The following is a 23,558-nucleotide window of genomic DNA, read 5'->3' as shown; positions in this document are numbered from 1 at the left end:
AACGACTGGAGTCGCGCTGCGGCGCGGCTATACTGGTGCATGTCGGCGTGAAATCGCATCGGATCTGCGCTGGAATTGCGCCGCATCGCGGACGTATTTTCGTCGCTCATCTGTGTACTTGGCTCAGTCCGTTCCGATGTTCAAAACCATTTACAATCAGAGGAATGGCCACGCGGCGTTCTTCATAGGGAGAAATCCTCGCCAGAGGCACTTACCAAATAAATTCGACCTCAATCACAAATTTTCAGCGCCGAAAATCGGCTTGACATTCGAAAAAACTGATCATATTCTGTGACGACTGTCTGGACCCACTTCCAGGAACATCGCGTTCCGAATGTGGCGCTGGCAAGCGTGGTATGCCGTTGCAGTCGTTACCTGTCTATCGAAGCGAAGTTGATCGGCCGCGCCCTGCGGTCGAGTTGAGTGGTATGTCAGTGAAGAAGTAGGTCGGGCTGCCCCTGCCGGGGGTAACTGCTCGCGCGTGATTTCTCGTCAAGAGACGCTTGTCAAATCGGAGAGGGCCTTGCGGCGCTCCGTCGCTAATTTACGATCCTGGTAGTGTCGATGTATCGCCTGCGGCCGCGAACCGCAGGAGAGTGATTTATCACCTATTCAATCTTCCTGCTGTACGAAGAGCCTATCGCGGTGCCTTGTTGTGACGTTGCCGAAGAAGCTTCGATCAACCTGGTTAGTGCGCAATCACGAAGCAGCCTGGTGGTAGGGCTGGTGGGATGACCGTGAGGGAAGAGGGGCAAGGTCCTGGTTCAATTGAGAGTGGCCGGGGCACCTAAATGTCTTTGTGGCGCCAGCGCCGCACTGCTCGCGCAAGACGCGGGGACTAACACAGAAGGAGAAATTCGCTGGTTATTCGCATGAGCATTTTTAAGACACCGCGCCTTCGGGCAAATAGAAAATCCGCCATCGACGCTGAGATAGGGGCAGCGCGTTGGAATAGATAGAACATATCTCCCTCGTCGGCGCAGCAGGCCAGGCGCCGATGCCACTAAATGGCCACACCGGGGGCATGCGTGCCAGACAGTGCAGCATGCCAAGTCGACAATCCTTGAGTATCAGGAGGGAGAAGTCATGACCCACAACACACAATGGAGGGGGCAGCTCGATGCGTTGCTGGACGCATTCAATGAGCGGCATGCCCGCATCGGTAAAGGAATTTCGCATAGCACCAGGGAGGCGCGCAGCCAGGGGTTGTACCGCATTTTCGCTTTGCTGCGCAAATTGGGTTTTAAACCCATACCGGAGAACCTGGCGGAACGGCACGTGCGCGCGTTGATGGCGTACTGGACGGCGCAGCCGTTACCGGCAGATGTGCTACTTGATATGCCGATGACCATACCGCGCCGTGCATACCCCTGCAGCGCGGCCTACATTCAGCAGCAAATGAGTTTTATCCGGGTCTTCGCCAGCTGGATCGGCAAGCCGGGCCTGGTGCGCAGTGCCGAGAGCTATGTGAACGATCCGGCTCTGGTACGCCGCTCCTACGGGGCGCTGATCGACAAGGGGTGGGAGAGTCATGGTCTTGCCGTCGATGAGGTCATTGCCGCCGTCGATGCGGTTGATAGCCACGTGGGAGGGCAGCTGGCGATGATGATCGCGTTTGGCCTGCGCCGCAAGGAGGCCGTCATGTTTTGCCCGCGCGCCGCCGAAGTACCGGCGTATGCCTTGCCGGCCCAACATCCTCGATCCGATCACTATATTAGCTTTTTGCGCATCAAGCGCGGGACGAAGGGCGGCCGGCTGCGCTACGCGGCAGTGCGTACAGCCCAGCAACGGCAAGCGCTGGCGCGTGCACGCTGTTTAGCCCGGCAGGACTGGGGGCATATCGGGCATCCTGGGCTGTCCTTGAAACAGTCGCTGGACCTGTTTTCGAATGTGGTCCGTTCAGTAGGGCTGACCAAGAACGACCTGGGTGTCACGCCACACGGCTTGCGGCACCAGTTCGCCGGTGATCTGTACTTTGATATCACGCAGGTGCAGCCGCCTGTGCGGGGCGGCGAGCTGTTAATCGATCGTGAGGTCATGGCGGACGCTTATCGGCAGGTGGCCGAACAGCTGGGCCACCATCGCCCGCAGATCAGCAATGCATATCTGGGTTCGCCGGCGGGCCGGCGCAGTGATGAAGTGGATTTAATGGGAGCGGCATCATGAAACGGGGACATTGGCAGCGTTGGTCGGCAGGGAATCCGCGTGCGCGATGGGTCAAGCGCGCCGTGGCCAGTGATGATGGAAGAGCGCGAATCGAGGAGGGAAAAGCTGGGGGCTCGCGCGCGCCGCGTCCGCCGCGCGAACGCTATGAAGCCGTTCTGGCCAGTTCTCGCGGTATGAGCGGCATGCTGGTCCGCGCTGCGTCGCAGTTGCTCAATGCTGTGCGGTTGCGCCGACTCACTGAACATCGCCGGCGTATCGCGCAGTCGCGCGCGGTGTTGCGGGCCGTGCGGCAGTTCACGGGGGAGGGATACGCGGCACGGTGCCTGGCTTATCTGCGCAGTGTGGATCCTCTGGTGTTCGAAGAGGTGGTGCTCTCGGCTCTGGAAGACGCTGGGCTATTTGTATTGCGCAACCAGCGGTACTCCGGGGATGGCGGGATTGACGGCAAGGTGTGGCTGCCGGGGCAGGGCTGGTATGCGGTGCAGTCGAAGCGCTACGGCGGCCATGTGAATCACCACCACGTCGCGGCCTTTGGCGAGGCCATTTGCCATCACGGTTTCGGGGCGGGACTATTTCTGCATACCGGACGCAGTGGCGCAGCCGTGTATCCCCATCTGACCAAAAGCAAAGTGGTGCTGGTCAGCGGCGCTAGTCTCGTGAAACTGGTGCTGGGAAGGCGCGCGGAGGACGTCGTATGGAACTGAATGCGGGGGACCAGCAGTTGTTGCGAGCATGCCGGACAGCCGGATCCACCTACACGGTGATTGAGAAAAGCGGATGCAAGGGGCTCGAAGTGGCCGATGCCCGCCTCGCGGCGCAAGCTTATTATGATGCGCCGGTGGAGGGGCGGCCGTTTGTTATATGCAATTTTAGTCACACATCATGCGTGATTGCTGACACGCGGCGCGTCTCGCGATGTGGCCGCCTGGAAAAGCATGTGATCGTGACTTGTGACGATGGGGGAAAATTCATGCGCTGTTTTAATCAATTGGTGCATGAGCGCTTTAGACTGCTGCAGACAAGCCAGATTTGAGAGTGAACGATGTGCCTGTCAAAGCAGCAGGTGGTTAGAGGCAGATAATTTCTTCGGAGCATGGATTTATTTCAGCAGGTGAGTTGACCGTTCCTCACTTCTTCGCAGCAGTTATGGGTTGACAGGCATCCGGTTGCCGACGGATGACTGCAGCCGGCGACTGTGTACGGATCGCTATCGGTGAGTAGCCTGGGAACGCATCGAGCAACCTTGAACGATCGATTTTCGGTGAACTTTCGTCCCGGTGCGGCTTGAATTCGTCAAGAACTACTGTAAAAATAAGAGTGCTTTCTGTGAGAATCGCTCTCACATTGCTCCTGCCCCATCCATCGCGGATGTATGGCAGGATCTTGCCACTCACGTGGTGAGCGTTGCGGTCGTCACCCGTCATTCATCTGTCGAGTAAGACCTCGACACGTTGCTTCGGCAACCGATCTTCGCCTGGCATTTGTCAGGCTGATGTGCGCAAGCAAAGGATCGTTTGCGCCATGGAAGTACAGTTCACTCGTTACTTCTCAGATTAGGCCCCTGTTCTTAGGAATGGCGGGCCTTTTTTCGCTTGACTATCGGTATTGGACGATAGCCATGCATATCTTCTCGTGTGTGGGGCATCGCGGTCTCCATACGGGGCCATGGTGCCTTCTTTTTTTGGAGAGCTATCATGTCCCAACGACAATTTCTACAGGATCAGCCATACCCGCTTTGCATTTTGCTTGGCGGCACCGGGTTACGTGAGGTGAACGGGGAGGTGCATGTTGTGTGTGCACTGCTGCGGGCAGGCTCAGGCGACCCTCGTATATCGCATGCTTCAGCGTACGCGCAGATGCCATATCAGTGTCATCCTGGCAGTGTGTTCCCGTACCTGAGGTCAGGCATAGGATCGTTATTTGCCTGTGTTGTTCACATCGCGACGAAGCTTTGGTTGCGGCGAACCCAGCTGATGCGGCGCCTTGCCCGGAGTGACTTACACTCCAGACAAGGCACCTGCTGAGGAGACCAACATGGGAACCAGTGTATTTGGAAGGGGCGTCGAGCCTGGCGGAATGGAACTCGACAATGAGCGCTTTGAAGCGGAGTGCCCGGCATGTTTGCATGAACGGGCCAGGTATCACAGCTGGGAAAGCGCCGACTCTGGCACGATCAATCAGCACTGGAGCATTGATTGCCCCGCATGCGGTTATTCGTTGCCAGATGAGGGAGAGTGCTAAAAAGATTGTCTCGTTTGCTCGTTAAAGGGCGCGGGACGTGTGTAGACGAGGGAGCACCAGCATCCGATAGGATGCCGGCGTTCCCTTTTGTTTTTGCGGAGGACATCATGCATCACGAAGCAGAGGCGAGGGCAGGGAAGCGACGGCGCTCCTTGGTCGACATTGAGGAGGAGCGGGTTTGGGCGAGTCTTTATCGGCGCGCGGCAGACCCAGTGATTGCCGCCGAGTTGGTGGCGCATCTGGAAAAAAACGGTGAAATGCGATTGCAGCATAGTGGTCTGTATTTGCGTTGTAAGCATGTGTTGCGAAGGGAAAAAGCGCGTCAGGCACGCCTGCGCAAGATTGGCGCTGGGATCCGTTGGGCGATCCATATGGTATTCGGCGGCCCGATCGGTTGGACGAGCAGGTGGTTCAGGTCGATGGGAGCAGTTCTGTTGGCCTGTTTGCCGGAACGCGAGGATCAGGCAGCCGCTCAGTTGGGCAGGTTGGCATCTGGGGATGCCGGCCCGTTCGCGGCGGGCGAGGAAGTCTCACCGCCAGGGATTGCTCGCCCATTGCGTGAAACCGCTGCAACAGACGCCGGGCAACAGGTCGGTATGAGCGCATCTCGTCGTCCGACAGCGCGCGCTGGCAGCAGGGCGCGTTGATGCACGACCGAGTCTGGCATAGCGGCCGCTGGTCGCGTTGCCAAGATTCATGATCGTGAGCCTTCTGTCTCGGAACCGCATCATGCCTGGATGCACTAGGAGCCAGCTGGTGATCGGTGAAGTATTGTGCCGGCCGATGTGCGGCATGAGGCGACCGTTTCGTCGATGAGCTTATGCAACAACCTCATCTCGTCGGCACGCCCCCGCAAATGCTGTTTGCATTGTGCGATGTAAGCGTCGAGATCGGTGAGCCTTTTGATACCCACCGGTTCAAAACCAGTGACGTAGCGCAAGCGTTCCACGTCTCTCGCCGTCAGTCGGATATGTACGCCAAGTTGCAGCATGTTGTTGCCAATCGTGGCCCTCATCAGATCCTGGATTTGGCATAGAAGGTTTTCTATGCCGATACCGTTGCTCAGGATAGGCATGGATTGAGCAGATTTCAAGTCGCCAGCATACGCCAAGCTGGCATCGTCCAGGTTCCCTGCCGTGTACTGGCATCGCTTGCCCAGGACATTTCAATTCTCTCAAGCATGGAGGACATCATGAAACATCATTATTTACTCTGGAAGAGGAGTGGGAGTCCATACACCAGCGCGGCTGGAGAAGTTGACCCGCTCATTGAACAATTAGAGGCACTGCCTCCAGGGGCGCGCGTGGTCACTCGGGACGGCGCGCAGTTTATTCGAACAAACAGGACGTGCATTTGCTTTTGCGACCTGACGACAGGACACCTGTGTTCAGCAAAGGATCTTTGCTATGGACACGGTGGTGCTACGGAAGACGGCGCAGGGCATTTGCACTGAGGAGTATTGTCATGAACGAAGTCATCAACATAACAATTAGTTTGATTTATCACGAGTATTGCCGTGCGCTTGACATCCGTTACGATGAACGGCGTCGACACGACCTGATGAGCGTGATGTTATATCGCGCTGAGGAGATGGGGTATGACGACTACAAGCGGGGCAATGAGCAGGTGCCGCGCTTGTTTAACCAGGAGATCGGATTGCGGGATGCCTGGCTGATGGGGTTTGCGCAGGCGGCTATCAGCGACAGTGTTGAACAGTTAAGGGCGTTGCAACGTCAGCGCCATCAGAAGTCAGCCGAAGCGGTAGAACCTCACGGAGGCGATGATGGACGATGCTAACGAGGCTCATGGTCTTGCTGTCGTCTTGCAATACATGGAGGCGGCCGAGAGGTGGCGTCCGGACAGCGATGAGTTGGTGCAGCTGGAAGCATTTCAGGCAGCGCTGCACCTAGGCTACGAAGACTACTTCGACGCACGGGACGAAATGCCGTTGGTGTTTCTGTTCAATGAGTCGCTGCAGACCTTATGGCTGGAAGGCACGCATCTCGCCAGGACGGCAGCCGAAATGCGGTTATGCCGTGCGCATGGCGGATGGAAGTGTGATTGTGCCAAGGCAGTAGACGGTCGGTGTTGGAGAAACCAGCTCCGTCAAAGGCGGATATGCGAGCGGCAAAACAGGGTGGCTCAGCTTGCCCCACGATTTGCAGAGGCGTCCTGAGTAAGCATGCTGACAAGCATGTATCACGACAACGGGGGGCATTTGCACTTTGTACCCACAGCGGTGGAAGTGCACAGATGAATGAGGGATGATGAGCGGTAGCTCGCTCATCATCCCTGTTTGTCCAGGCATTCTTCAAGCGATGGCACGGCCAGAGTGTAAGAAGTGCATACCAGAAGGCGGATTGGCGGGTGATGCAATGGTGACTGGTGTGTACATTGAAGACTAGATGAGATCGATGGTGGCGTCAGCCATGGCGGCCAACTCGGGCGTGTGTGAAATAAAAAACTCTTGTTGATAGTTACCCAGTTGCATGACTTGGCGCTTCATCGCAAGGAACATGCGTTTATGCTCGGCATCAAAGGCCCCATCCGCTTCGTCCGAGAAGAGGGTTTCGCTGCGCCGGTTGTTTGACTGGGCTAGATACAAGGCCATGGCGCGCGTGAGGCATTCGTTGATCCAGACGCGCTCGCCTCCGCTCATCTTGGAAGCGCTCTTGGCGAAGCCGGTGTTGGCGTCGTGCACGATGACGTCAAATCCTTCCCTGGATTGCCCTTTGCCCGATTCGAGCAGCGTGCGAATGGATACCGTAAAGCGTGGCCCATAGCACGCCATCAATAAATCGTTCGTGAGCATCGACAGGGCGGGGCCCGCGTCGTCAATGGCCAATGCGATGATGCCATCGTTCCCCAGGCATGTGGCGAACAGAGACCATATTGCCGTCTGCTCTTCAATATGGGCGATGCGGGCATCCAGGGCGGCTAGCGTTTGACGTTGGGCCAGTAGCTGGCGTTGAAGCTCAGTCAGGCGGTGCTGGCGCCCGATCGCTTCCTGCAATTGTGCTTCACATTCTGCGAGCTTGTCCGTGAAGCGCGCGATTTCCTGCTCGGCCTGCGCGAGACGAACCGGATCGAACGGCAAAGGCAGAGCGGCGAGTTGCTGTTCAATACGCTCACGTTCCATGCGAAAACCCTGCGCGATCTGAGCGCGCTCACCTGCAATGGCTGCCAGTTCCTTGTCAATGCGTGCTTTTTCCTGTTTTTCGGTATCTGTTTCATGGTCGACGGCCTGCGCGAGCAGGTGAATCCGGCGGATCACATCGTCAATGCTGTCCCGTGCCTGCTCGATCTCGCTGGCGCGCGCAGCGACTTGCTGATTGGTTGCGCGTCTTTCCCGAGTACGATCCAGGCGGCGCAGTGCCCGCGCCAAGCGCTCTGCCGTGTCTGGCATTGCGGCGATTTGCGCGTCCAGCTGTGACAGCACCTCGGTTTGCTGGCGCTGGGCGTGTTCCAGGCGGCGCAGCGATTGTTCGTGCTGGGGAATGATGGGACGGGCTGAGCGGGCGTGTTCGAGTAGCTGGCATTGTCCCTGGAGCGCGGTCCCCGCGCAGGGAACGAGGGAGGTGAGCGAGAGGCGCTGGTGCAGTGCTCGGATCTGACATACCGTCTCACCGATTTCCCGGTTGAATCCATCGATCTTCTGCAGGGCTACAGCACGCTGGGACGTTGCCTCCGTATGCCGGTCATGCAGCTGACGGCAGATGGCGGCATGATTGCTGCGGTATTCCTGCAGGCGTGTCAGGATCGGTAGCCGCCGAACGGCGCGGGTCACGCGTCGGTGATCGGCGTTGAGCAACCGCAGGTTCGCATGCCGGCTGACTGCAGCCAGATATTCCTGCGCATGCTCGTGCCGCCGCTGCACGATCTGGTGGATCATGGCCTGGCCTACCGCGATGAGGTCATGTTCTCGTTCATCGACTTGCTGATTGCGTGTCAGCAGGCGATCGCGCAGATGCTGCAGTGTTTGGTTGAGCTGCTGGCGCTGGTTCACGTAGGTTGCGGAGGCGGTTTGTTCGGCCCTGAGGGTGGCCAAGGTGTTTTTTTTCGCATCCAGCGCTGCCAGTGCTGCCTGCCTGCCGCGTTGTAAGGTCTGCAGCGCGCCGTCGGGCATGCTCAATTGTCGCGATATCTCGTGATTGTCATCGATCTGTCGCTGTAGCAGCCGCCGTTCCTGCTGCCATCCGGATAGCCCGCAGCGCAGCAGTTTGGCCGTCTCCGCAGCCTGTAGCCCCTTGGTGCGTACGCGCTCGAGTCCGAGCAGGTCACTCAATAGCACTTTGATTTCCGCATTGCGGTAGTGGGCCAGCTGGCGCCTGTTCTGCGCCGAGAATGCCGTGGTAAAAAAAGTGGCGGCTGGGCCGACGATGTCCTCGACGCAGCGTTGGTAGGATTCCATCCGGCCATCGGAGAGGCTGCCGTCTGGGCGTTGCACGGGCTGCCATGTGCCAGCGCGGAGCTGATGCAGGTAGGCCTCGCTCCTGCGCTTACCGTTGAGCCGAATGATGATCTGGGTGCGGTATTGCCGTCCCGCCATTTCCCACAGGAGTTCCTTGCGGTTGACCGGCAAGTACACCTCATCGTAGTAGGAAAAGCTGCCAAGGCCGTCAGCCCCTGCCTTGGACGGCATGGTCGCAAAGGGCGTCATATTGTCTAACACGGTGGTTTTGCCGCGTCCGTTCGGGCCGACGATGGCCACCAGCTGGGCGCCGGCTGTGAGGCGTTCGAAATCGAGCGTCAATGTTTCTCTGTTCATCCCGTCGCGAATACCGATGAAACCCGTCAAGGTGAGGGAAAGAGGGCGCATGGTGATCTCTCCTGGTCAAAGTGTCTTTCGTTCTTTAGTATGAAGCGGAGCACGCGCACCTCAAGGCGGCACAGCCCCGTTTCCCGAAGCATGGCACTCGCTTGTACAAGCGTCGCCAGCAACGGTTTCTGTTGACAGCGCAGCCATAGCAATATCGGCGGGTGAATGGATAGCTAGCTGGGCCAGGCACGCCAATAAGGGCGCTGCTGGCGTATCGACCTGCTGTGCCCACGCATGCACTTGCTCTTCAAGTTGATGGCAGCGTGCCATTCCCGCCGCTCTGGCACGGGTGATCGGGATCACACGGCCTTCGAGCTTGATGCCTGCCGCGCCACGAAACAGTGCCGTGATCGCGTCGCGGTCGATGGTGGTGCGTTCCTCTTCAAGGCACTGCCAGCGGATACGCACCCAGGCACCTTCGATGGAGTGGCTAGCGACGTATTGGTGCAGTGCATGCATATCCGGCGCTCCGGCAAACGCCAGCTCCAGCGTGCGGCGAGCCGGCGTCGCGACGAGCTCGCAGTTGGCGCGGTCCGCGGTGACGTCCCACATCAGGAAACCCTTATTGCCTTGTTCGCCGTAATGCAAGCGTCCAATGGAGCCGGGGTAGGCGATCACCTGCCCGTTGTGGTCCCACGCCTGATGCAGGTGAATATGCCCCAGCATGAACGCATTGGCCTGTGCCTGAAACAGCGCGCCTGCGGTAAATTCATGGTCCATTCCCGCCATCGGCACCCCATGTTCTGTCATGCAGCCGATCACGGTACCGTGGGAGAGCGCGATGGTGGGAATGCCCCGCTGGCGCGCCAGCAGATTGCCTGGCGCGTAGCCGGCCAGGAGGTCCGCCAGATAGTGCCCCACGGCTTGTCCCGCTTGTTCCGCACCGACCATGGCGGCCACATTCGCCTTGTTCATGGTCGGAATGCACGAGCAGAGGAGGGCGCAGTCCGCGTCGCGCCAATCGTTGGCATCGAAACGGCAGTGAGCTGAGGCGCTCCATTCACGTCGGCTATTCAGAATGACTTGCTGCAGGCGGTTAGCCACATGTATGGGATAACGGCCCCCTAGCAGGGAAAACAGATCCAGCGTACCGGGTGGTTCGTGGGAAAACGTCCCTTGCAGCATCAGCACCGGGCAATGATCGGCCAGGCGCCGAACTTGGCGCGCAAGGGCAATCAATGCCGGCGAATGAGCATCCAGGGCATGATCGGTGGTATCGCCCGTAATGACGGCGACCTCTGCCTGTCTTGCGATCGCCTGGTCTACGGCATAGGTGAAGCACGTATCGACCTCGGGCAAGGTCGATACTGCATAGTGCAAATCGGAAAAATGCGCGATGTGCATGACTATTCTCCTTTGGCTGGTGCTGTTGGCGCGCGCGGCCGGGATGACGGCGTATCTGATGCGCGCAGGCGGGCATTGACCTTTTCACAGAAGCCTTCCGGATCATTCTGATAGCGTTCCAGTTCCGCCAGCACGCGTTGACGGCCGTTCGGATTGCACCGCCAGCCGGCTCCCCACTGGCGGTCTGCAAACAGGCCAAACCGATCCTGCTCCACACCATAGGCCGCTGCCAGGTCAAACAGGGTGCGGATTGCTTCCTCTTCGCCGCAGTGGTTGGCCTGCTGAGGTGGTGCCCATGCCGTGGCGTCAGTGGACCCTTTCTGCTGCATGGATGCTTCGCTCTGTGCCGGTTGCTCCAGTGGCACCTCAAGTGCCTCATCGGGGCGGAGCTGCACGGAGACAATGTCTTGTTGTTCGTTTTGCCCCTGCAGGATATGGGCGGCTTGATCGGCCAGGTGCAAAGCGCTTTCATCGTCATGCTGGATCAGGAGGGAAGAGACATCGATTGGTGCTTCCAGCTCGATGATCCAGTGTGCGCTGCGCACGGATTGCCCGGTTTTTGGGTCGATATGGGAGACGTCGCGCAGCTTTTTACTGAAATAGAAGGGCGTGCGGTGCTGATCGAGGAAGCCGGCGAGGCGGCCACCGCGCATGAACGAGATGGTTTCAAAGCGCTCGATGGCGCGGCTCATGGCATAAAAACTGTTCGTGTGCAGGACAAAGGCATCGATCGAGGCAATGCCGGGAATATAGAAAATGAATTTTCCGGTCAGATTACATTGCCGGTTCTGAAATTCCGGGCAGTTTTCGGGATCGCAGACGCCATTGTTTTCTGGTCGTAGTTGCACTGGGCGCCCGCCGAAGGTACGCACCACGCGTTGGCTGCGCTCATCAAAACGCACGGGCGCATACATTTTGCAGTAGCGCGTATGGCCATCTGACGCATATTCGCTCCAGTAGCGTTTGTCATTGCGTGCCCAGGCGGCCAGTTCATGTGGCATGACCAATTGCCAGGTGTCGGCCGGGAAAATGACCGGAAAACGATACAGCCGGATGACGCCGTCGCCGCGCTCTTCGCCAAACGCCGCCAGAATCTGCGCTGCCAGAGCCGGATTGGGAAAGTCATTCGGACGTACGGTGAACCACGCCACATTTTTGGGCACCAGCGGTGCCTTGATGTCCGGGAAGGCCTCGGCAATCTTTTGTCCGATCTCCTCAAACGAACAGTTTGAGGCCAGCCCTTGCTCGTAGATCGCTTTCGCTTGCGGATTGCTCGCTGCCGCCTTGGTCAGCACCTTGATGCCGGCGCGGATCGTGCCGCCCGTGGGAATGCGGGCCGGCCGTTCTCCAAGAACCGTTGGCGGAGCGCCTTGCGGCAGTGAGCGGTTGACGATTTCTTTGTCCATGATGGTCTCCGTGACGTGAAAATGAGCGATAAACCATCCTCGCATTGACCATTCGCGAGTCAACCCCGAGATCCTTGTCCAGACACTTTGCTACGGGGCGAGCGAACCTAGGTCGTTCGAGCGATGGCAAGATGGGTCGTGTTCAAGTGCCGGAGGCGCCTGGATGGGGCGGCTTGCCGGGACTTGTCGCCAGCAAGCGCCGCACGGTAGCAGTGCGTGTCCCAAGATAAAACGCGATCTCGTCGAGTGTGCAGCCGTCGGCCTGCAACCGATGTGCAACAGATCGGCGCGCGCCCAGCACACCCAGACCAGGCTGATTGGCGTAGTGGAAGATGCGCTGCAAGACATCATGTAAACCCTTTTCGGCAGTGGCTTTTGCTGATGGCGAGGTAAACGATTCACCAGTCCGGCTCAGAAATAGGCTACTGTCGCCCTGAAGGCCTCGGTATTCTCTGCGATCGCTCACACCCCATCCAGCGGCCACGCGCCACGCAAGATAGGCGTCAAGCCAGTACAAGACTGTTGCGTCGAGAAGAAGTGGGCGCTTTACGCCATTTGTGGCCGCATCAGCTGGCAGCCATACTGGAGAGGGGTGCTGGCCCGACGCATCGATGTAGTCGGCGATGGTTATCCTGGCGATCTCATTCGGACGTGCACCGGTATGGATAAGCATGAGGAGAAGGGCGATATCGCGCTGTTTGTAGCGGCTATGCCGTGCCGTATGCAGCACCAGCTGGTCAATGTGCGCCCGGGTAATGATCGGAAGTGAGGTTGTGGCCGCATGTTTCGCCAGCGGCACGAAGTGTTCCAGCGCCTCCAGATAATCTTTTCCATGCGCGCGGATCACATGGGCAGTGGGCGCACTGTCCTCGTCGATGCCGACCACACCAACGATGGACTGTAGATCTCGTGCTAGATCGGTAACCGATTTGGACACCGTCGACTTGGTGACACGAAACCGTACTGCGATCTGGTCGTAGGTCTGCCCTTGAAGCATGGCGACAAGCCAGGTCGATGCCAAAGATGGGGGGCGTGGTTCCATATTTCTTCATTCGTGGCAACGGGGACCTTTGCTATTGTTCTCGGGCTCATCGCAGGACTCCAGCCGAAATTACCCGCTTTAGCTAGGTATTTCGATGGCACAAGGAGCAAGAAGACTGAAAGGGCACGTGGTAATTGTTTTAGAATGGCGTTGATTTGGCATGCGTGCTCAAGTCACATACAGGTGTCATTCATAATGTGTATTACCTTCAAGGAGTTCGTATGGATATCTCATCATTGTCACTGGTCGAGTTAAAAAAGCTGGAAGCGCAAGCATCACGGGAAATCGAGACACGCCAAAAAGGCGAACTAGAAAAAGCGCGTGCGGAAATGCTGGCGATTGCCCAGCGGGTCGGTGTGCCGCTGACGCAGTTGATCGCCGGCGTACCAAACACGGCAGCAAAGGGGGCGAAGAAAGCAGTGGCTGCGCTGTATCGCAACCCTGAGAATCAAGAACAGCAATGGAGCGGTCGAGGCCGCCAACCGCTGTGGGTAAAATCGTGGTTAGAGACTCACCAAACCCTTGATGGAATTCGTATTTGAAGTTGTGATCACGGCTACTATTCAGCTTTCGGAGTAGATAACAACGATCAATCCGAGAGGTTGAGTAGGTCATTTAAGGATAGAAAATGGAGTCGAAAGATATTGAAATATCTAATGAAATCGGAAAATATTTGTATCATATCGCTCCGGAAGATGCAAAAATAATTTTGATGATTGCAGTACTTTCTCCTGAGGGTGATGTTGGTCGATTTGATTTTTATTCAAATAACGGAATCGCCGAAAGAAACTTCTCCATCAGTGATTTAGAGACTCAGAAACTTCTTGATTTAGTTGGTGAGCATCAGCAATTCATGGTCAGCAATAATCAGCCAGCATGGACACGTTGCGAATTTACGGTAAATGTTGATGCCGGTAAATTCTCGATGGAGTTGGGTTATGAGGCGGATTTATTTAAAGAAGGTTCGTTGCGATAATCGATAGGTAACTTTTCATTGGCATGGTGAGGTTTCGTCGAAATGGCGAAGTCTCATTCCGTCCGGGGGCGCCGGGGCGGGGTCAGGTCCGGCATTCGTACACGATCTCAGCCTTAGTCGTCTCGATCTGCAGCAGCTTGCGTTTTACTAAATGTCGATACGGCCCGACTGACTGTCCTGCTTGAGATGTGAAAAGCGGCGGCGATGTGGGACATGGTAAAAGCGGTTGAGAGATAGGCGCGTGCTATTGCCTCGTCTCTGTTGCTATAGAGGGCTTTGTATTGCGCTAGTGATAGCGCGACAGCGCGGCGCTGCTGCCTTGGCGTATCTTTGTATGCATCGGAACGCTGCGATTGCTGATGTGCCGAAACGAAGGCGTCATCGCCCAGAAGCATCTGGTGACAGGTATGCGCGAGCGGACTAGTTTCGCCCATCCCAGCCGCGACAAACCGAGAATAGTTGGCGACCGCCTCTTCGCGCGTGGTGCCAAACTGGTTCAAGAGCCAGTCACGCGTCAACCAGCATGGAGACGCTGTGTCGTCCAAAACGTAGTGATGGCTGCTCCAGTACCAGTCGTCGGGTGATGCCACCATGTGCGCCCGGACTGGATTCAAGATGATGTAGCGGGCTAATTCCAGCAGATAATTTTCTTTCTGTACCAAGATGGCTTTGTAGCGGCCTTGCAATACGTGCCCGACAAGCTTGTGGCGTCGATTGAAATGCTGGGTATAAACACCATTGAGTTGGCGCATGCCTTGCGACAGATTCGCCTCGACCGTTTCAACGAGCAGTTGATAATGATTGCTCATCTGGCAGAAACTGTGCACGATAAAATGGTGCCGTTCACACACATGTTCTAATACTTTTTGCCAAGCAAGGCGATCAGTATCGTCCCGATAAATTGCGCTACGCCGGTCGCCGCGCGAAGTAACGTGGTAGAGAGCACCGGCAAACTCAAGTCGTAGTGGTCGCGTCATACGGTACAGGATATCTGAGCCTTACGCATTGGCACTGAGATTGCGCAGTGGTTTTAGGTTGGATATGGCTGGGGCCGTGTCGGAATGGCGGACCTGACCCCGCCTCCGTGTGACCCCGCCTCCGTGAAAAACTATTTCGCCTAATCGCAGACCTGACGTAACAGCAATTTATAATGACGGTCGAGTGGCGCGCGTAGAGGTTCAATCTGCAACAGATAATCCTGCAATTTTAAGGAGTAGGACTGCCGCCTTGGACGCGCAGCTCAGAGTACAGGGCTTCACGCCGCTTCCACCAAAAGTGGTCGTTCCTACACGTACACCAAAACCACGATAAGAGAATTCGATGACTGAGAAAGCATTTGCAATAGGACTATATAGTTACACGACTCCAGCTCCAGGTGCTGATGGCTTTAAGGCGTTCTACGATTTAGTTACGTCAATTTTCCATCGTGTCGGGATTGCACCAACATATTTTGCGGCCGAAGGTTTGGGTTATAAGGGCGATTTAACCAAAATTGGCGGAAGAGTATACACAAAGGCGCTGAAATCTGGGTTTTCTGATATTCATGTGATGTCATTGGTTGCAAATCCAGAAGGCAGCGCAGAGCCTGGTTATGATGGTTTTGCTTCGGCCTCTTTAAGTTATGTTGAAGAGATTGGTGAGACGTTGTTTTGTTTGGCAATTGAGGAGCGCTTCTTGAAGTTTGGCGGGGATATTTTTGAAAGCATTTTAATGTCGTGTATTGGCCTGCTCCAATGGGATTTTGGGTATGCTCTTTCTGAATTTATTGAAAAAAAACCCGAATTCCATGTCCTGGGTCTGGACGGTGGAAAGTTGACTGCTGAGGATCGAAAGCGTTTAAATAAATGGTATGCGTCTCTGCCTGAGGTACGCCTCCAAAAAATTCGAGATGTCTATCCAGTAAACGTCCTAAATGATACGCAATTAAATGCACAGATTTCAGCTTCTCAGACCTTGGAAGATATTATTCGTGCAGATTCATTCTCTTCTTTGCGGCGTGTTGGGGATCATCAGCTTTGGTTGTGGGAAGTCCAGCTCGGCGGTTTAGATAATCTTCGAAATATGCTTGCAACCGGCAACGTATTGATCACATAACGACGTGGTGATCAATTCGCTTTCGGGAGCCAGTGTCAGGCCTGCCATTCGCGGGAGCCAGGGTCCGGTTGATCTAGTCCGGCATTCGTAAACGATCTCAGCTTTTGCCATCTCTATCTTCGGCAAGTTGGGCTTTATTAAATGCCGATACGGCTCGACAGACTGTCTTGCTGGAGACGTCAAAAGCGGTGGCGATATCGGACATGGTTTGGGCATCGGCATGGCTAAGGTCATGTCGGAGTGGTGGACCCGATCCCGATCCCGTTCCATTCATGCCCCGTTAGCCGAGGAGCTGGGGGCAGATGCCGTCTTGAATGGCAAGTCCTTTTGTTAAGTTGCACTTAATTGAATTCCGATACGGCTTGACTGACTGTTCTGCTTAAATGGAAGAATTATCACCGTGTATCCACCTCTCAATATACTTCTCTCGTTCTGGCGTTGTTGTTAGCTCATTGCATGACTATACTTCAGGGATATTTTTTGCGTTTGGAACTAAAGAGCGATATAGGTGAATTATGTTTATAGAAGCCATTGAATTCCCATTTCTTGCTCGTTTACAAAATGAATGGTTGGTTATCAGGGATGAACTTGTCGCTTTAAGGGCGGCTTATTGGACGGAATGGCCTGAGAGGGATATTTATAACGGCGACTGGAAAGTGTTTGGTCTGTATGTTTTTGGAGAAAAGAACCTGAAATTTTGTGATCTATGTCCGCGTACAACCGAAATTATCGAGGAAATTCCTGGTATGGTGACGGCGGGTTTTTCATCCATGGCTGCTAATACTCATATAACGCCACATCGGGGCTATACGGACGATGTATTGCGTTGCCACCTGGGGTTGGTTACTCCAGAAAATTGTGCTTTGCGTGTTTCGAACCAGATACGTACCTGGACACCTGGTTCCTGTTTTGTCTTTGATGACACTCAGGAGCATGAAGCCTGGAATCGGAGCAATGCTACGCGAATAGTGCTTTTGCTTGATTTTAAACGTGATGAAAGCACTGATATCATTTTCCCAGAGGAAGTATTCGCATATGGCCTGAATTAATCAGCCAAGATGGCAACTCGGAATGCCAGGATCAGTTCTGCCATTTGTACACGATCTCAACTTTGGCCGTTTTGAGCTGAAGTAAGTTAAATACCGATATGACTCAACTGACTGTCTTGCTCGAGACGTGAAAAATGGCGGCGATGTGGCCATGGTAAAAGCGGTAACAGATAAGCGCGTGCCATTGCCTCGTCTCTATTGCTATAGGGGCCCAAAATTTCTCCAATGACAGCGCGGCGCGCAGCCTGGCGTATCTTGAATGCATCGGAACGCTGCGATTACTGATGTTCCGGCACGAAGCGCGCATCGTCCACGAGAGTTGGGTGGCAGGTGCGAGTGAGTGGACTAATTTCCCATCTCCCCCCGCGACAAACCGGCAATGACAAGGCCGCGCGGCTTTTTACTAGTGGTAATTGGATAGTTGAAAGGCAGTTACCAAAGAGGTAAAGTTCTCAAGAAATAAATATAGTTGCCGAATAGAAATAACCAATTTATAATTTCCTTACATAAATAATTACGTAAGGCAACATATGCACCTGCGTTTGACGCCATGGTGCGGTGTATTTTTGTTCAGCGGCACCTTGTGTGCCGCCGTGTCCGCGCAGACCCGTCCCGAAATCGCGCCGCCCCTTCCCACTACGCCTGGCACCAGCCAGCGCGACGATGCTAGCCAAGAATTGATACGCCAGCAAGAACGTGAGCGCCTCCTGCGCCAGCAGCAGGAGCGCAATCCCGACGTGCGCCTGCTTGAGGCGCCGGCGGCCGTGTCCGCCAACCGCTTGCCGGCAGGCGAGTCGCCGTGTTTTACGATTGACCACCTGGAATTGCGGGGCGAGGATGCCGCCCGGTTCCAATGGGCATTGGATGCCGCCGGGCGCGACGACCTGGGCGCGCCGGATTCTGCGCTGGGGCGCTGCCTGGGCACGCAGGCCATCAATGTGCTGATGGGCCGCATGCAGAACGCCGTGATCGCGCGCGGTTATGTCACCACGCGCGTGCTTGCCGAACCGCAGGACTTGAGCCGTGGCACCCTGGCGTTGACCTTGATACCGGGGCGCATCCGCCAGATCGGTTTTGCGCCCGGCACCAATCCCCGAGGTACCTGGTGGAATGTCGTGCCGGCGCGCCCGGGCGAGCTACTCAATGTGCGTGATACGGAGCAGGCGCTGGAGAATTTCAAGCGCGTGCCGACGGCCGAGGCCGATATCCAGATCATGCCGGCCGAGGGCGGCAACGCCAAGCCGGGCGAGAGCGATCTGCAGATCCAGTGGAAGCAGGGCTTGCCGTTTCGGCTGGCGCTGGGCCTGGACGATGGCGGTTCGCGCTCGACGGGCAAGCTGCAGGGCAGCGTGACCCTGTCGTACGACCACTGGCTGACCCTGAACGACCTGTTTTACCTGAGCCTGAACCAGAACGTCGACGGCGACCGCAACGGCCCGCGCGGCACGGGCGGCATGGTGGCCCACTATTCGATTCCCTACGCCTACTGGCTGCTGGCTTTTACGGTGAGCGACAGCCATTACCACCAGTCCGTGGCCGGCATCAATCAAGACTATAACTACAGCGGCGCCAGCCAGAACCGTGAAGTGAAACTGTCGCGCCTGGTGTACCGCGACGCGTCGCGCAAGACGACGGTGTCCCTGCGCGGCTGGCAGCGCGCGGCGCAAAACTTCATCGACGACACGGAAGTGGAAGTGCAGCGCCGCCGCATGGCCGGTTGGGAACTGGGTATCGGTCACCGCGAATTCCTGGGCCAGGCCACCCTGGACCTGAACCTGCAATACCGGCGTGGCACGGGCGCGATGGATGCGCTGGCGGCGCCCGAGGAAGCGTTTGGCGAAGGCACATCGCGCTTCAAGCTGCTGCTGGCCGACGCGGCCCTGGCAGCCCCGTTCACGCTGGCCGGCCAGTCGCTGCGCTATTCCGGCAGCTGGCGCATGCAGCACAACCGCACGCCGCTGGTGCCGCAGGACCGTTTTGCCATCGGCGGGCGCTACACGGTGCGTGGTTACGACGGCGAAAGCAGCCTGTCTGCCGAACGGGGCTGGCTGCTGCGCAACGAGCTCGGCATGCCGCTGGGCAGCAGCGGCCAGGAAGCGTATGTCGGCCTGGATCACGGCGAAGTATCGGGACCGTCCGCCGAATGGCTGATTGCGCGGCGCCTGACGGGCGGCTTCGTCGGTTTGCGCGGCCAGTGGCTGGGCGTGCAGTACGACGCCTTTGTCGGCTGGCCCTTGCGCAAGCCCGAGCTGTTCCGCACGGCCAGCCATACGGCCGGCTTTAGCCTGAATGCCAGCTATTAAAAAATAACGATGTGAGACGCCGCCATCGACCAGGTGTTCTCTCCCTTTTTCGCATCATTTAATTGTCATTAGGACATTTCATGAACAAGAACCTGTACCGCATCATCTTCAACAAACGCCGTGGCCAACTGATGGTCGTCGCCGAAAATGCTTCGTCGCAAGGCAAGGCGGCCAAGGGCGAAGGTGGCCTGGATAGCGGCGTATTTGATGGCGATGGCGGTGGCGGGATCAATGGACGCTTGCGGCCGCTGGCCTTGGCGATATTTGGCGCGCTGGGCATGGTAAGTTTTGTCGCCGGTCCTGCCATGGGACAGATCGTGGCCGACCCGAACGCGCCGGGCCGCCAGCGTCCGACCGTGGTGCAAAGCGCCAATGGCGTGACGCAGGTGAATATCCAGACGCCGAGCGCGGCGGGCGTCTCGCGCAATACCTACAGTCAGTTCGACGTGACGGCAAATGGCGCCATCCTCAACAACAGCCGCGGCAACGTGCAGACGCAGACGGGCGGCTGGGTGCAGGGCAACCCGTGGCTGGCCGGCGGCAGCGCGCGCGTCATCCTCAACGAAGTCAACTCGGCCAATCCGAGCCAGCTGCGCGGCTACGTGGAAGTGGCGGGGCAGCGGGCCGAAGTCGTCATCGCCAACCCGGCCGGCGTGAGCGTCGATGGCGGCGGTTTCATCAATGCTAGCCGCGTCGTGCTGACGACGGGCACGCCGATGCTCAACGATGGTAGCCTGGACGGCTACATGGTGCAGCGCGGCGTGGTCACCATCAACGGGCGCGGCCTCGACACGTCGCTGAGCGACTATACGGCCATTCTGGCGCGCGCCGCGCAAATCAATGGCGGGATCTGGGCGCAGGAACTGAAGGTGGTGACGGGCGCCAACCAGATCGATGCGGCACATGGCGTGGCGGGCGGCATCGCCGGCACGAGCCCGGCGCCAGCCTATGCGCTGGACGTGGCGCAACTGGGTGGCATGTACGCGGGCAAGATTACTTTGATCGGCACGGAAGCGGGCCTGGGAGTGCGCAATGCGGGCGTGCTGGCGGCCACGGCGGGCAACCTGGTGCTGCAATCGAACGGCTGGCTGAGCAACAGCGGCAACATCCAGTCCGCCGGCAGCGGCAGCCAGACCAGCATCGCCGTCACGGGCGACGTGGCCAACAGCGGCACCGTGTATGCGGGCGGCGACAGCCAGGTGCAGGCACAGGGCAATATTACCAGTAGCGGCCTGATCGCTGCACAAAACAATGTCACGATGCAAGCGTCTGGGGCTGGGTCGCATATCGATCTGGCTGCCAGTGCCGTCATTGCCAGTGGCCTCAATGCGGACAATAGCGTACGCCAAGCCGGTGACTTGCGCATTGAGGCTGGCGATACGATTCTCATCCATGGCAATAGCGTCTCGGGCGGCAATAGCCAGATCGCGGCTGGCCAGCTGGACCTGAAGGATGCCAGGGTGTCCGGTGCACAGTTGAATCTGTCGGCAAGCGCGGGCGATCTCGATGCCAGCCGCGCGAGTATTGCAACACAGGGCGGGTTGTCCCTCAACGCAACAGCTACAGTGCGCACGGACGCGGCCGTCGTGACCGCCAATCAGATTGATCTGCGCGCGCATGATTTGTCCAATATCGGTGGGCAGATATCTCAATTTGGTAGCAGCGATCTGCTGCTTCAGTTGCCAGGTACACTGAACAATAGTTCCGGACGCATTGCGAGCAATAGCCAAAACCTGGCTATCCGCACACAGCTGCTCTATAACGTCGATGGCAAGATGGAACACGCCGGCACGGGAGCATTCACCATGGCGGTGGCCGATACGCTCCTGGGGCAGCGTGGACGAATTATCACGAATGGCGGCTTGTCGCTCGATGCCAGCAAGCTTGATCATCGCGATGCGGCCATGTCGGCGCAGCAGATTGGCATCAAGAGCGCAGTGCTCGACAATCGCGGCGGCAGCATCAGCCAGACCGGTTCCGGCCAGGCATCGCTGCTGGCAACCCAAAGTCTGGATAACCGCGCCGGCAGTATTGAGTTTGGCGGCAATGCGGCGATAGCGACTTCGCTACTGTCGAATGCCAAGGGACGCATTACCTCCACCCAAAGCATCGATGTCAAGGCAGGTTCGGAGCTGAATAACCATGCCGGCATCGTTGCATCTGGACAGAACCTGACGCTTGAGGCTGGGAGTATTGAAAATACCGAAGGCACCTTGCAGGCGTTTGCCGGTCAGGTAAATTTCCAGTTTGCGGATATGAACAACACAGCGGGTAGCATTTTCGCTGGAAGCAATGCAAATTTCCAAGGTGGCAATGCCTATAGCAGCGGCAGCGTGTATGCGGTTGGTAACCTGGCCTTGAATCTTGGCGGCAAACTCACAAATACCGGCGTCATTGCCGCGCATGGCAATAATAGTATTCGAGCCGACAGTTTAAGCAGTGGAGTTGGTAGTCTGATTGGTGCCGGCGTCAAATCCGACGGCGGCTTGGCCGCTGCCGGCGATCTCACCGTTAATGTAAGTAATGACCTGGCCGCGCATGGCCAAAACCTGGCCGCTGGAACCGCCAGACTGAATGCGGCCTCAGTGAATCTGGATGCCAGCCAAACCAGTGCCTCGCAGATTGCGATGGTGGCAAGCGCGGGCAATGTCAGTAGCGCGGGCGCGGTCATCAGCACGCCCGGTACGCTGTCCATTACGGCAAATGCCAACACGAACCAGGTGCTGGACAACAACAAGGGAACCTTAAGTGCCGGCCAGCTTGATGTCGCGCTCTCGGGTCTGAATAACCGTGATGGCGTCATCATCCAGACGGGTGCTGGCGACACGAATATTGTGCTGAAGTCCCCGAGCGGCTTGCTGGACAATACGCGCGGCCGCATTGCCGTCAATAGCCGTGGCCTGGATATCGCAGCATCTTCGGTGACCAATACGCAAGGGCGTATTGAACATGCCGGCAGCGGGAACTTATCCCTTCAAGCATCTGTTCTGAATGACGAACAAGGGACATTGATCAGCAATGGTACCGTGCATATCGTCGCCGATGCCATGCAACATGATGGGGCAGTAACATCGGCCAATCGTTTGACTGTGGATGTCAATGTTCTCAGTAATCATGCAGGCCAGCTGGTGCAAACTGGTACCGGGGACGCCGTGTTCACTGTCCGGCAGGGCTTGAACAACGTTGCTGGCGAGATCACCAGTAACGGTACGCTGTCCTTGCAGGCCGGAAGTGTTGACAATACCAAAGGGCGGATTACGTCGGCAGCAGCTGCTTCCATCTCCAGCAAGGGACAACTGGAGAATCGTGATGGCGTGATCAGTACCGGCAGCGATCTGGCATTCAAGATCGCAGGGGACTTCAGTAACTCGGGATTGATGTACGCGGGCCGCGACCAGCAGTGGACGGTGGGTGGCGCGCTGACGAACAGCGGTTCCATCGCGGCGCTGGGCAACACGATCTTGCAGGCCAACAGCATCGCTAGTAGCGGTTTATTGGGCGCGGGCCTGCAAGCGGACGGCAGCCTGGGGACTAGTGGCAACCTGAGCTTGACCGCCACGCAGGGCATCGTGGCCAGCGGCCAGAACCTGGCGGCGGGCCAGGCCAACCTGACGGGCACGTCGCTGGACCTGAGCGGCAGCCAGACGGGCGCCGCGAATATCAATCTGACGGCGACGCAAGGCAATGTGCTGACCCATGGCGCGTTGGTCAGCACGCCTGGCTTGCTGTCGATCACGGCCAACGCGGGCAGCGCGCAGGCGCTGGTGAACACGGGCAAGGGACAATTGAGTGCGGGTCAGCTGGCCCTGCAGGTGGCGAACCTGGACAACAGCGGCGGCGATATCGTGCAGACGGGGCAGGGCAAGACCGTCATCGCCACGGGCCTGCTGAACAATACGGGCGGGCGTATCGCCGTCAACAGCAGCGACCTTGGTCTGAGTGCTGCGACCTTGACGAACCTGAACGGGCGCATCGAGCATGCGGGCACTGGCGTGCTGGCCATCACGGCAAGCACCCTGAATGGACAAGGCGGCAAACTCATCGGCAACGGCGCGCTGCGCATCGACGCCGGCAGCATCGACCACCGCGACGCCACCCTGGTGGCGCAGCAGGTGACG

Annotated in this window: 17 protein-coding genes; 11 read left to right on the top strand and 6 right to left on the bottom strand. The window is 57.4% G+C overall.

Annotated elements, in window-relative coordinates; translation table 11 throughout:
• The first annotated feature begins 1,086 nt into the window (after positions 1-1,086).
• The 4 genes from BLU39_RS17850 (at position 1,087) to BLU39_RS17840 (ending at position 5,054) form a co-directional block, all read left to right on the top strand.
• Positions 1,087-2,166, top strand: a complete 1,080-nt coding sequence (locus tag BLU39_RS17850) for an integrase domain-containing protein (RefSeq protein WP_139178334.1) — start codon at positions 1,087-1,089, stop codon at positions 2,164-2,166.
• The gene (locus BLU39_RS17845; protein WP_217635088.1) at positions 2,163-2,870 is read left to right on the top strand and encodes a restriction endonuclease; all 708 of its coding nucleotides are present in this window, start codon (positions 2,163-2,165) and stop codon (positions 2,868-2,870) included. The genes BLU39_RS17850 and BLU39_RS17845 overlap by 4 nt, the downstream gene beginning before the upstream one ends.
• Complete coding sequence (locus BLU39_RS28260; protein ID WP_139178333.1) at positions 2,861-3,199, top strand: hypothetical protein; 339 nt, start codon at positions 2,861-2,863, stop codon at positions 3,197-3,199. The genes BLU39_RS17845 and BLU39_RS28260 overlap by 10 nt, the downstream gene beginning before the upstream one ends.
• Before the next feature lie 1,315 nt (positions 3,200-4,514).
• A complete protein-coding gene (locus BLU39_RS17840; protein WP_139178332.1) occupies positions 4,515-5,054 on the top strand; it encodes a hypothetical protein in 540 nt (179 codons plus the stop codon).
• Between the two features lie 95 nt (positions 5,055-5,149).
• On the opposite strand, the gene BLU39_RS17835 is transcribed toward BLU39_RS17840, so the two are convergent.
• Positions 5,150-5,482, bottom strand: a complete 333-nt coding sequence (locus tag BLU39_RS17835) for a hypothetical protein (protein ID WP_217635087.1) — start codon at positions 5,480-5,482, stop codon at positions 5,150-5,152.
• A gap of 389 nt (positions 5,483-5,871) precedes the next feature.
• Here BLU39_RS17835 and BLU39_RS17830 point away from each other — a divergent pair, with 389 nt between their 5' ends.
• Entirely contained in the window at positions 5,872-6,204 is a 333-nt protein-coding gene (locus tag BLU39_RS17830; RefSeq protein ID WP_092715344.1) for a hypothetical protein, read from the top strand.
• 604 nt (positions 6,205-6,808) lie between these two features.
• Here BLU39_RS17830 and BLU39_RS17820 read toward each other — a convergent pair.
• The 4 genes from BLU39_RS17820 to BLU39_RS17805 all read right to left on the bottom strand — a co-directional run bounded on the left by BLU39_RS17820 (position 6,809) and on the right by BLU39_RS17805 (position 13,018).
• Complete coding sequence (locus tag BLU39_RS17820; protein WP_092715340.1) at positions 6,809-9,226, bottom strand: hypothetical protein; 2,418 nt, start codon at positions 9,224-9,226, stop codon at positions 6,809-6,811.
• A 60-nt stretch (positions 9,227-9,286) separates the two neighbouring features.
• Positions 9,287-10,570 (bottom strand): metallophosphoesterase family protein, encoded by a 1,284-nt coding sequence (locus BLU39_RS17815; RefSeq protein ID WP_092715338.1) that lies wholly within the window; start codon positions 10,568-10,570, stop codon positions 9,287-9,289.
• A gap of 2 nt (positions 10,571-10,572) precedes the next feature.
• Positions 10,573-11,976, bottom strand: coding sequence for a recombination directionality factor (locus BLU39_RS17810; protein WP_092715336.1), 1,404 nt, complete (start codon positions 11,974-11,976; stop codon positions 10,573-10,575).
• 142 nt (positions 11,977-12,118) lie between these two features.
• Positions 12,119-13,018, bottom strand: a complete 900-nt coding sequence (locus BLU39_RS17805; RefSeq protein WP_139178330.1) for a site-specific integrase — start codon at positions 13,016-13,018, stop codon at positions 12,119-12,121.
• A gap of 221 nt (positions 13,019-13,239) precedes the next feature.
• Between BLU39_RS17805 and BLU39_RS17800 the strand changes: the two genes are divergently transcribed.
• Together BLU39_RS17800 and BLU39_RS28255 are read left to right on the top strand one after the other, a co-directional pair.
• A complete protein-coding gene (locus tag BLU39_RS17800) occupies positions 13,240-13,560 on the top strand; it encodes an H-NS histone family protein (RefSeq protein WP_092715331.1) in 321 nt (106 codons plus the stop codon).
• Positions 13,561-13,646: 86 nt separating this feature from the next.
• A complete protein-coding gene (locus tag BLU39_RS28255) occupies positions 13,647-13,994 on the top strand; it encodes a hypothetical protein (RefSeq protein ID WP_139178329.1) in 348 nt (115 codons plus the stop codon).
• A gap of 113 nt (positions 13,995-14,107) precedes the next feature.
• Here BLU39_RS28255 and BLU39_RS17795 read toward each other — a convergent pair whose 3' ends face one another.
• Entirely contained in the window at positions 14,108-14,971 is an 864-nt protein-coding gene (locus BLU39_RS17795; RefSeq protein ID WP_092715328.1) for a transposase, read from the bottom strand.
• Positions 14,972-15,314: 343 nt separating this feature from the next.
• Between BLU39_RS17795 and BLU39_RS28250 the strand changes: the two genes are divergently transcribed.
• From BLU39_RS28250 to BLU39_RS17780, 4 genes are all read left to right on the top strand, one after another.
• Positions 15,315-16,088: a hypothetical protein gene (locus BLU39_RS28250; RefSeq protein ID WP_139178328.1), complete on the top strand. Its 774-nt coding sequence runs from the start codon at positions 15,315-15,317 to the stop codon at positions 16,086-16,088.
• Positions 16,089-16,603: 515 nt separating this feature from the next.
• The gene (locus BLU39_RS17790; protein WP_092715326.1) at positions 16,604-17,137 is read left to right on the top strand and encodes an aspartyl/asparaginyl beta-hydroxylase domain-containing protein; all 534 of its coding nucleotides are present in this window, start codon (positions 16,604-16,606) and stop codon (positions 17,135-17,137) included.
• A gap of 530 nt (positions 17,138-17,667) precedes the next feature.
• Positions 17,668-19,440, top strand: coding sequence for a ShlB/FhaC/HecB family hemolysin secretion/activation protein (locus BLU39_RS17785; protein ID WP_092715324.1), 1,773 nt, complete (start codon positions 17,668-17,670; stop codon positions 19,438-19,440).
• Between the two features lie 80 nt (positions 19,441-19,520).
• On the top strand, positions 19,521-23,558 hold a 4,038-nt coding region (locus BLU39_RS17780; RefSeq protein WP_139178327.1), incomplete at its 3' end, for a two-partner secretion domain-containing protein.

Source organism: Janthinobacterium sp. OK676, assembly GCF_900103595.1.
Taxonomy (GTDB): Bacteria; Pseudomonadota; Gammaproteobacteria; order Burkholderiales; family Burkholderiaceae_D; genus Janthinobacterium.
The sequence above is the reverse complement of the archived record's forward strand: the minus strand, read 5'-3'. Positions and strand labels throughout refer to the sequence as shown.